This window comes from Streptomyces sp. McG3 (genome assembly GCF_018619185.1).
GTDB lineage: Bacteria > Actinomycetota > Actinomycetes > Streptomycetales > Streptomycetaceae > Streptomyces.
Genome location: NZ_JAAXYC010000315.1, coordinates 1 through 8,752, shown reverse-complemented (window position 1 = coordinate 8,752; position 8,752 = coordinate 1). Strand labels below are relative to the sequence as shown.

Below are 8,752 nucleotides of genomic sequence, written 5' to 3'. Positions count from 1 at the left end.
CTTGCGGCCCGAGGCGCCCCCGGAACGCGAAGGGCCCCGCCCCAGGAACGCAAAGACCCCGCCCCGGGAACGCGGGACGGGGCCTCCGGCCGGGACAGGGCCTCCGGCCGGGCCGGGGCTCAGGGCAGGCGGTAGCCCATGCCCCGGATCGTCTCCAGCCGCTCCGCGCCCAGCTTCCGGCGCAGCGCGCGCACATAGACGTCCACGATGTTGGAGCCGGGGTCGAAGTCGTACCCCCACACATGGGAGAGGATCTGCTCGCGCGACAGCACCTGGCCGGGGTGGCGCAGGAACATCTCCAGGAGTACGAACTCGCGCGCCGTCAGATCCACCGTCCGGTCGTCCGCGCGGGCCCGGCGCGTCCGCAGGTCCAGGGCGAGGCTGCCGCTGCGCAACATGGTGACCTCGGGCGCGCGGGCGGCGGTGCGCTGCCGCAGCCGTACCCGGGCGAGGAGCTCCTCGAACCGGAACGGCTTCGTCATCCAGTCGTCGGCCCCGCCTTCGAGCCCGGCCACCGTGTCCCGCACGGAGTCGCGGGCGGTGAGCACGATGACCGGCAGTGTGACGCGGGCCTCGCGCAGCTCCCGCAGCACGGTGAAGCCGTCCCGGCCGGGCAGGCCGATGTCGAGCACCATCAGGTCGAACGCGCCGGACAGGGCATGGCCCAGCGCCAGGTCCCCGTCCTCGGCGACGACCGTGGTGAAGCCGTTGGCGCGGAGACCCTTCTGGACGAACGAGGCGATGCGCTCCTCGTCCTCGGCGATCAGGATGCGGTTCATGAGGCGGTCTCCAGCGTGAGTACGAAGGTGGCTCCGCCGCCTTCGGTCCGGCGTAGTTCGACGCGGCCGTGGTGGCCCTCCGCGATGGCCTTGACGATGGCGAGGCCGAGCCCCGCGCCGCTCGTGCGGGTCCCGCGCCGGGACGTCCCCCGGCGGAACCGTTCGAAGATCACCTCGGCGTCCTCCGGCGGAATCCCGGGCCCGTGGTCGGCGACGTACAGCTCGACGCGGTCCCCCTCGGCCCGCGAGCCGATCCGGATGCGCTGGCCGGGCACGGTGTGCTGGACGGCGTTCTGCGCGAGCTGCACCATCGCCTGGGTCATCCGCTGTTCGTCCAGGCGCACTTCGAGGTCCGCGACGCCGTCGAGCTGCCACTCCCGGTCGCCGAGGGTCCGCACCTTCACGTACACGTCGGCGGTCAGCTCCGCGAGCTGGACGGGTTCGGGGCGCACGAAGTCGGGGCGCTCGGCCCCCGCGAGGAGGAGCAGGTCCTCGACGATGCGGCTCATCCGGTCCAGCTCGTCCGTGACCAGCCGCACCGTCTCCTCCCGGTCCGCCGGGTCGTCGCCCATCAGCTCCAGGTGGCCCCGGACGATGGTGATGGGGGTGCGCAGCTCGTGCCCGGCGTCGTCGACGAAGACCCGCTGCGCGGCGAACGCCCGCTCCAGCCGGTCGAGCATCGCGTTGAACGTCTCGGCGAGGGCCGCGATGTCGTCCCGGCCCTCCACGGGGATGCGCCGGGTGAGGTCCTGCTCGGTCAGTTCCGCCGCCGTCGTCCGGACGATCCGGACGGGCGCGAGGATGCGTCCGGCGACGGCCCAGCCGATCCCGGTCGTCATCAGCAGCGCCACACCGGACAGGGCGAGCAGCGTCCAGAACGTCTTGTCGGCGACGGCCCGTTCGCGCTCCGGGTGGAAGGCGACGACGAACGCGCCGGGCTGCCCGCCCGTGGACGGTCCGATCTCGACCTTGGCCCAGCGCAGTTCGCCCTGCGGGCGGTCCAGGGTCCCGAAGGAGTCCTTGGAGGTGTGGATCCGGGCGAGCGAGGCGTCGTCCTGCCACAGGGCGATGCCCTGGGGCAGTTCGCGGCGCTGCCGGATGACGCCGGGCTTGTCGCCGGGTCGGCCGGTCATGCCCAGCAGCTCCTCGTCGGGGTCCGCGTACTGCCGTTGCAGATAGATGCGGAGCAGCTTGTCCGCCGTGTCGAACCGGCCGCCGGTGTCCGGGTCGACGCCCTGCGGCACGAAGTTCGCGAACTCGCCGGTCTCCTGGGTGAGCAGCTGGCTGATGCGGTGGTCCACGTCCCGCTGGAGGATCGAACGCACGGTGACGGCGACCGCGCCCAGCGCGACCGCCATCACGACCAGCAACCACAGCAGGATCCGTACCCGGGCGGAGATCCTCGGAAAGCTAACCGTCATCACCGAAGTCGTCGTCATCGTCGTCGTCGGCCGCCGAGGGGCCGGGGACGACGGAGCTGTCCGGCGTACGGGACGGAGTGGAGGAGCCGCTCGGCGTCGGGGTGTCGGTCGGCGACGTGACACCGCTCGGCGACGGTGTGCCGCGCGGACTCTCCTCCAGTTGGACGGTGGGAGGCACCTTCGGCGCTTCCGAGGTGTCGGTCATGGCATAGCTGGTGGCCGCTATGCCGAGGGGCACGGCGACGACGGCTGCCAGGGCCGCCAGACGAGGTGAGAAAGCCATGTATTCACCCTGACTGTCCCGGACGGTACGAACATGAAGCGAAGATGAACAATCCTTCATCTTCGATGCGCTTCCCGTCCATCTGTGGGAGTGCCCGGCCCGGGACGCCCCACCGCTCCCGCTCGCTCCGAGCCGTTCCCTCTTGCTTCGAGTGCACTCCAAGGATCTAGCGTGGAGGGCATGACGGTGATCGACGGAACCTCCCGGAGCACTCCCGCGACAATCGCACATCCGCCGCCCCCACCGGCGGTGGACGTCTGCGCGGCCGCCCCGAAGCCGCACCCGCGCCCCGCGGGCAAGGACGGCTACACGATCAGCGAGGTCGTCGCCTTCACCGGACTCACCGCGCACACGCTGCGCTGGTACGAGCGCATCGGGCTGATGCCCCACGTCGACCGCTCGCACACCGGCCAGCGCCGCTTCAGCAACCGCGACCTCGACTGGCTGGCCTTCGTCGGCAAGCTGCGGCTGACCGGGATGCCCGTCGCCGACATGGTGCGGTACGCGGAACTGCTGCGCGAGGGCGCGTCCACCTTCGAGGCACGGCAGGAACTGCTGGAGGCGACCCGCCGTGATGTGATCACGCGGATCGCGGAGCTCCACGACACCCTCGCCGTCCTCGACCACAAGATCGAGTTCTACGCGGGCGCCCGCAGGGCCCCGGAGAGGAACAGTGCCTGATGACCGCTGACAGGATCGCCACCGTCGAGCTGGGCGCCGGAGGGCCGCAGGCCGGCGTCCAGGGCCTCGGCTGCATGGGCATGAGCGAGTTCTACGGCGACACCGACGAGGCCGCCGCCCGGGACACCCTGGACGCGGCCCTGGAAGCCGGCGTCACGCTCCTCGACACCGCCGACGCCTACGGGCGCGGGGCCAACGAGGAGTTCCTCGCGCCGTTCGTCGGGGCCCACCGGGACGAGATCACCCTCGCGACCAAGTTCGCGCTGGTCCGTACCGAGGACCCGGACTACCGGGCCATCCGCAATGACCCCGCGTACATCCGCACCGCCGTCGAAGCGAGCCTGCGCCGGCTGGACACGGACGTCATCGACCTCTACTACATGCACCGCCACGACCCGGCGGTCCCGTTCGCCGAATCGATCGGGGCGATGGCGGAGCTGATCCACCAGGGCAAGATCAAGCAGATCGGACTGAGCGAGGTGACCGGTCCCGAGCTGCGCGAGGCGCACGCGGTGCACCCGATCGCCGCCCTCCAGTCGGAGTGGTCGCTCTTCAGCCGGGACGTGGAGAAGAGCGCCGTCGGCGCGGCGGCCGAGCTGGGCGTCACTCTCGTGCCGTACTCGCCGCTGGGCCGGGGCTTCCTCACCGGCTCCTTCACCGATGCGGGCAAGGACCTCGCCGCCGACGACTTCCGGGCCCGCCAGCCCCGGTTCAACGGCGACAACGCCCGCGCGAACGCCGCCCTGCTGGAGCCCGTCCACACGATCGCCGCCGCGCACGGGGTCAGCGGCGCGCAGGTGGCCCTCGCCTGGGTCCAGCAGCGCGCCCAGGTGCACGGGCTGAACGTGGTCCCGATCCCCGGCACCCGTAAGCGGAGCCGCCTCCTGGAGAACGCGGCGGCGACGAGGCTGACCCTGACGGCGGATGAGCTGGCCGTGCTGGAGCCGATCGCCGGCCGGGTGGCGGGGGACCGGTACCCGGACATGAGCAGTACGTCGGCGGCGCGGGAGTAGCCCGCAACCGTACGCGGAGACTGCTTGGTTCACGACGTTCATGACGACCGGGCCGCGCCCCGCGCGACGCCTCACGCCAGCCCCAGCGCGAACACCGCGAACCCCGCCGCGAGCAGCCCCGCCAGCGCACGGCGGGCGTTCGCGGCGCGGGTGCCCGCCTGCCACGGCGCCTCGAAGCGGCGCGCGTACCGGGCGATCAGCACCAGCAGCCCCGCGAACACCGGCAGCCAGGCGATGCGGGCGAGGATCCAGCCCAACGTGTCCGGCGCGGTCGTCAGCCCCGCCACGGCCGACCCCGCCCCGGCGAGCGAGGCCGGTACGGCGGCGGCCAGCATCGCGGTCTGGTGCCAGCACAGGATCGTCATCGCCGACAGGTTGACCACCACGACCGGCGCCCAGAGCAGCGGCTTGCGCAACAGCCGCCCGAGCCGGTCGCGCAGCAGGATCGCCGCCCCGCTCTGCGCCGCCGCCAGCGCCACCACCAGCAACGACGGCGGATGCGAATTCGTCCGCGCCTCGCCCGGCACCCCGACCATCGACGCCGGGTAGTGGAAGGCGAGCAGCAGCGCGGCGAACAGCACCCCGCCGCCGATCAGCAGCAGCCGGGCCCCGCGCCTTCCGATCCGCCCCTCGCCCCAGGACACGCCCAGCTGATACGCGAAGAGCCAGCCGGGCAGGATGTTGAGCATGCTCAGCCAGGACGGCACGGAATCCGCGAAGGGGCCGTAGCGCAGGAAGTCCACCACCGCGACCGACGCCAGCAGAGGCAGCGCCGCCCACCCGCCGAGCTTCCGCGCCAGCGTGACGCAGACCGGGGTGAGCGCCGTGACCACCGTGTACACCCCGACGAACCAGAGCGGCTGGATCACCAGCGTCGACCCCGTACGCAGGGTGTCGCCGGGCACGCCCAGCGCGGACAGCACCGCCAGCAGCACCGCCCACACGGCGGTCACCCCGAGTACCGGCCGGCCGAGGCGGGCCAGCCGGCCGCCCAGCCAGGCGGCCGTCGTCGAGGTCCGGCGGCGGAAGGAGAGCACCGAGGCATACCCCCCGACGAGGAAGAAGATCCCCAGCATCTGGAGCACCCAGCTCGCGGGCGCGAGGCCGGCGAACGTCGAGAGCGGGCTCGCGTTGTGCAGGCCGTCGGCGTCCAGCCGGAACCCGCCGAGCATCCAGTGACCGAGCGGCACGGCGAGCAGCGCCAACGCCCGCAGGCCGTCGATCGCCCGGTCGCGGTGGGCGGGGGTGGACGCGTCGATACGGGCCGCGAGCCGCCGGCCGTTCTCCAGCAGGGCGCTCATCGGGCCACTCCTTCCAGGACCGGGGCGGCCTCCAGGGCCGGGGCGGCTTCTGCCGGGTCCGGTTCCGCCGTGTCCGGGGCCGCTTCCGCCGCGTCGCCGCGCGCGATGGCGGCGAAGGTCCGCAGCGAATCCGTCCCGGGCGCGAAGTAACCGGCATGACCCCGGGCCTCGTCCGCCGGTACGCGAAGGGCGCCGAACGCCGGATCGGTCGGGTCCGCCCCGTGACCGAGGCCCGCGAAGCGCACGTTCGGCACGTCGTCGATCCAGTCGGTCGGGTCCTTCGCCGCCCACACCCGGGCGCTCGTCCGCAGCCCGCCCACGTCGTCGGCGCGCATACCGGGGGAACCGAGGACCACCAGGTCGGTGGCGGGGAGGCGGTGCGCGGCCAGACCGCAGACCACCGAGCCGTAGCTGTGGCAGAACACCGCCGGCGCGGGCAGCCCGTCCGCCGCCAGGCCCTCCGTGAACCGGGTCAGCCGCCCGGCCCCCGCCTCCGCGAGGCCGCCGGTGGCCGCGTCGATGCCGACGCCCACCGGGGTGGTGTACCCGACCCAGGCGATGACGGCGGTCCCAGGACCGGCCGCCGTGTGCAGGGTCCTGGCCATGCCGGCCGGGGCCCCGTGGCTCGCGACCCTCCGGTCGAAGGTCCCGGCGTCGTTGTCGGACCCCGGCACCACCACCGAGACCCGGTGCGCCGTGCGCAGGTCCCCGAAGACCTCGGCGACCTGGCCGCGTCCGCGCGGGTCGAACGCGAGGACCTGGCGGCCGGGGGCGGCGAGCGAGCGGTAGCGGGGGTCGTCCTCGGCGGCCAGTGCGAGGGAGTTGGCGCGGTAGCGCAGTTCGAGGGGCGCCCCGTCGAGATTCCCGACGACGGACGGATGGCGCACGACCAGGAGTTGCCGCTCACCGGCGCTCAACCCCGCGAAGAACGCGGCGACTTCACCGGGCGTGGCGCGCTCCGGATCCGGCAGCCCCGCCCCCAGCGTCCGGTCCGTCCGCCACTGCGCACTGCCCGGCGGCGGCCCGGTCAGCGCCTGCTGCGCATCTCCCGAAACCCAGCCCGCGGTCCCCGCCACCACACTGGTCGCCAGTGCGAACGCGACCACGGTCCTCGCGTATCGACGCATCGTGCCCTCCCTCTCCGGATCCGCACCGACCGGTGCGACCGGGAGGAAGGTAGGAAGAGGACGGGTGAGAGGGCGTCACACCGGAGGGCCAACCACGGGGTGATACCCGGGTAGGGGGTGGGCCAGGTCCTGGGGTGTCTACGCCCCCGCGTCCCCCGGTGTCACCAGCCCCGACTCGTACGCGAAGATCACCGCCTGCGCCCGGTCCCGCAGGTCCAGCTTGGCCAGCACCCGCCCGATGTGCGTCTTGACGGTCTGCTCGGCCAGCACCAGCCGCCCCGCGATCTCCTGGTTCGACAGCCCCCGGGCGATCAGCTCCAGCACCTCGCTCTCGCGCGGGGTGAGCCCGTTGAGCCGGAGTGCCTGGCCGCCGCGCGTCGCCCCCGAGGGGCGCTGCGCCGCGAAGTCCGCGATCAGCCGCCGGGTCACCGAGGGCGCGAGCAGCGCGTCCCCGGCCGCCACCACCCGTACCGCCGCGATCAGATCGGCGGGCGGGGCGTCCTTCAGCAGGAACCCGGACGCGCCGGCCCGCAGCGCCTCGTACACGTAGTCGTCCACGTCGAACGTGGTGAGCATCAGGACCTTCGGCCGGTGCACCACCCCCACCGGCGGGTTCAACAGCTCGCGTGCGGCGGTCAGTCCGTCCATCTCCGGCATCCTGACGTCCATCAGGACGACGTCGGGGTGCTGGTTGCGGCTGACGTCGACGCCCTGGCGGCCGTCCGCCGCCTCGCCCACCACATCGATGTCGCTCTGCGCCGCCAGCAGCGCCGCGAAGCCGGCCCGCACCATGGCCTGGTCGTCGACGATGATCACGCGGATGGTCACAAGTCCTCCGAAGGGGGTGGGGCGGACGGCGACACGACCGGAGGCAGCGGCATCCGGGCGGCCACCCGGAACCCGCCGTCGGGCAGCGGCCCGGTGTCCAGCGTGCCGCCGGTCAACCGTACGCGCTCCCGCATCCCCACCAGCCCGTGCCCGGTCCCGGCGCTCTCCAGCGGCGAAGCGGGCTTCGGGGCGGGCCCGTTGACCACGAGGACGTTCAGATGCCCCTCGGACACCCGGACGGAGACCTGTGTGTGCGCCCCGGGAGCGTGCCGCACCACATTGGCCAGCGCCTCCTGCACGATCCGGTACGCCGACAGATCCACCGTCGACGGCACGTCGCCCAGCTCCGCGGCCAGCGACAGCTCCGCCGGCAGCCCGGCCCGTACCGTCGCCTCCACCAGCTGCTGCAGCCGGTCCAGGCCCGGCTGCGGCGCCCGGTCGCCCTCGGTGCCGTCGCTGCGCAGCACCGACAGCAGCCGTCGCATCTCGCCGAGGGACTCCCGCGCGGCCGCCGCGATCGAGGCGAACTCCTCCTGCGCCGGCTCCGAGAGCCCGGAGATCCGGTACGGCGCGGAGTCGGCCTGCACGGTGATCACCGACATGTGGTGCGCGACCACGTCGTGCAGCTCACGGGCGATCCGTGTCCGCTCCTCCAGCAGCGTGCGCTGCGCCCGCTCCGCCTCGCTGATCGTCTCCTGCTCGGCCAGCCGCCGCGTCGCCTCGCTCCGCTCCCGTACGGCACCGCCGATCACGAGGACCACCGCGCCGAGGATCGGCAGCAGCAGGGCGCTGCCGGTGGAGCGGTCCGCCGGCGCGATCAGATGCAGCACCAGACCGGCCGCGCCCGTCGCCAGCCAGACGCCGACCAGGGTCCGCCGTGTCTCGCGCAGACCGAGGGCCAGCAGCAGGAAGAGGTACGCGACCAGCACCGGGGCGGTCCACGGCCAGACGTCGTGCCGCTCGTCGGGGTGCGCCAGCAGCACCAGGGCGCCCACGATGTCGGCGGGGAAGATGATCCACCACGCCTGGAGAGGCCGGTGGGCCAGCATCAGCAGGGGGGCGGCCTGGGCCACCCCGAGCGCCCCGGCCAGTGCGCCCGGCACGCCGTACTGCGAGGTCAGGACGTTGATGGTGACCGGGATGAAGGTCGCGGTCAGGGCGAGCACCACGACGTACGGCAGCAGCCGCTGCCACCGCTTCGGGGCCTTTGCCAGCAGCGGGGTGGACGGATGGGACGCGTGGGACAGCCCGTGGGCGAGCTCGCGCAGATTGCGGCGGGCAGCGCTCAGCAGGCCGTCGGCGGGCGGCGGGGGCCCGGC

General features: G+C 73.3%; 9 protein-coding genes. 2 read left to right on the top strand and 7 right to left on the bottom strand.

Annotated features, from left to right (window positions below; translation table 11 throughout):
• Positions 1-119: 119 nt before the first annotated feature.
• From HET64_RS32500 to HET64_RS32490, 3 genes are read right to left on the bottom strand one after another with little or no spacing between them, the layout of a single operon-like run.
• A complete protein-coding gene (locus HET64_RS32500; protein WP_215110743.1) occupies positions 120-779 on the bottom strand; it encodes a response regulator transcription factor in 660 nt (219 codons plus the stop codon).
• Positions 776-2,218, bottom strand: a complete 1,443-nt coding sequence (locus HET64_RS32495; RefSeq protein WP_215110742.1) for an ATP-binding protein — start codon at positions 2,216-2,218, stop codon at positions 776-778. The genes HET64_RS32500 and HET64_RS32495 overlap by 4 nt, the downstream gene beginning before the upstream one ends.
• A complete protein-coding gene (locus HET64_RS32490; protein ID WP_215110741.1) occupies positions 2,190-2,483 on the bottom strand; it encodes a small hydrophilic protein in 294 nt (97 codons plus the stop codon). The genes HET64_RS32495 and HET64_RS32490 overlap by 29 nt, the downstream gene beginning before the upstream one ends.
• Before the next feature lie 180 nt (positions 2,484-2,663).
• On the opposite strand from HET64_RS32490, the gene HET64_RS32485 reads away from it, so the two are divergent.
• Positions 2,664-3,164 (top strand): MerR family transcriptional regulator, encoded by a 501-nt coding sequence (locus HET64_RS32485; RefSeq protein WP_215110740.1) that lies wholly within the window; start codon positions 2,664-2,666, stop codon positions 3,162-3,164.
• On the top strand, positions 3,164-4,177 hold the full coding sequence (locus HET64_RS32480) for an aldo/keto reductase (protein ID WP_215110739.1): 1,014 nt from the start codon (positions 3,164-3,166) through the stop codon (positions 4,175-4,177). Before HET64_RS32485 ends, HET64_RS32480 begins: the two co-directional genes overlap by 1 nt.
• Before the next feature lie 71 nt (positions 4,178-4,248).
• Here the strand turns inward: HET64_RS32480 and HET64_RS32475 are convergent, their stop codons facing one another.
• The 4 genes from HET64_RS32475 to HET64_RS32460 form a co-directional block, all read right to left on the bottom strand.
• Positions 4,249-5,478 carry an acyltransferase gene (locus HET64_RS32475; protein WP_215110738.1) on the bottom strand — a complete coding sequence of 410 codons (1,230 nt, stop codon included), beginning with the start codon at positions 5,476-5,478 and terminating at the stop codon, positions 4,249-4,251.
• Positions 5,475-6,605 (bottom strand): alpha/beta hydrolase, encoded by a 1,131-nt coding sequence (locus HET64_RS32470; RefSeq protein WP_215110737.1) that lies wholly within the window; start codon positions 6,603-6,605, stop codon positions 5,475-5,477. Before HET64_RS32470 ends, HET64_RS32475 begins: the two co-directional genes overlap by 4 nt.
• 138 nt (positions 6,606-6,743) lie before the next feature.
• Positions 6,744-7,433, bottom strand: a complete 690-nt coding sequence (locus tag HET64_RS32465; RefSeq protein WP_215110736.1) for a response regulator transcription factor — start codon at positions 7,431-7,433, stop codon at positions 6,744-6,746.
• Positions 7,430-8,752: sensor histidine kinase (locus HET64_RS32460; protein WP_215110735.1), on the bottom strand; the 1,323-nt coding region annotated here is incomplete at its 5' end. The genes HET64_RS32465 and HET64_RS32460, both read right to left, overlap by 4 nt.

Excerpts from the sequence above, each read along its gene's own strand:
- HET64_RS32480 (WP_215110739.1), top strand. The coding sequence starts at position 3,164 with ATGACCGCTGACAGGATCGCCACCGTCGAGCTGGGCGCCGGAGGGCCG.
- HET64_RS32490 (WP_215110741.1), bottom strand. The coding sequence starts at position 2,483 with ATGGCTTTCTCACCTCGTCTGGCGGCCCTGGCAGCCGTCGTCGCCGTG.
- HET64_RS32500 (WP_215110743.1), bottom strand. The coding sequence starts at position 779 with ATGAACCGCATCCTGATCGCCGAGGACGAGGAGCGCATCGCCTCGTTC.
- HET64_RS32485 (WP_215110740.1), top strand. The coding sequence starts at position 2,664 with ATGACGGTGATCGACGGAACCTCCCGGAGCACTCCCGCGACAATCGCA.
- HET64_RS32470 (WP_215110737.1), bottom strand. The coding sequence starts at position 6,605 with ATGCGTCGATACGCGAGGACCGTGGTCGCGTTCGCACTGGCGACCAGT.
- HET64_RS32495 (WP_215110742.1), bottom strand. The coding sequence starts at position 2,218 with ATGACGACGACTTCGGTGATGACGGTTAGCTTTCCGAGGATCTCCGCC.
- HET64_RS32475 (WP_215110738.1), bottom strand. The coding sequence starts at position 5,478 with ATGAGCGCCCTGCTGGAGAACGGCCGGCGGCTCGCGGCCCGTATCGAC.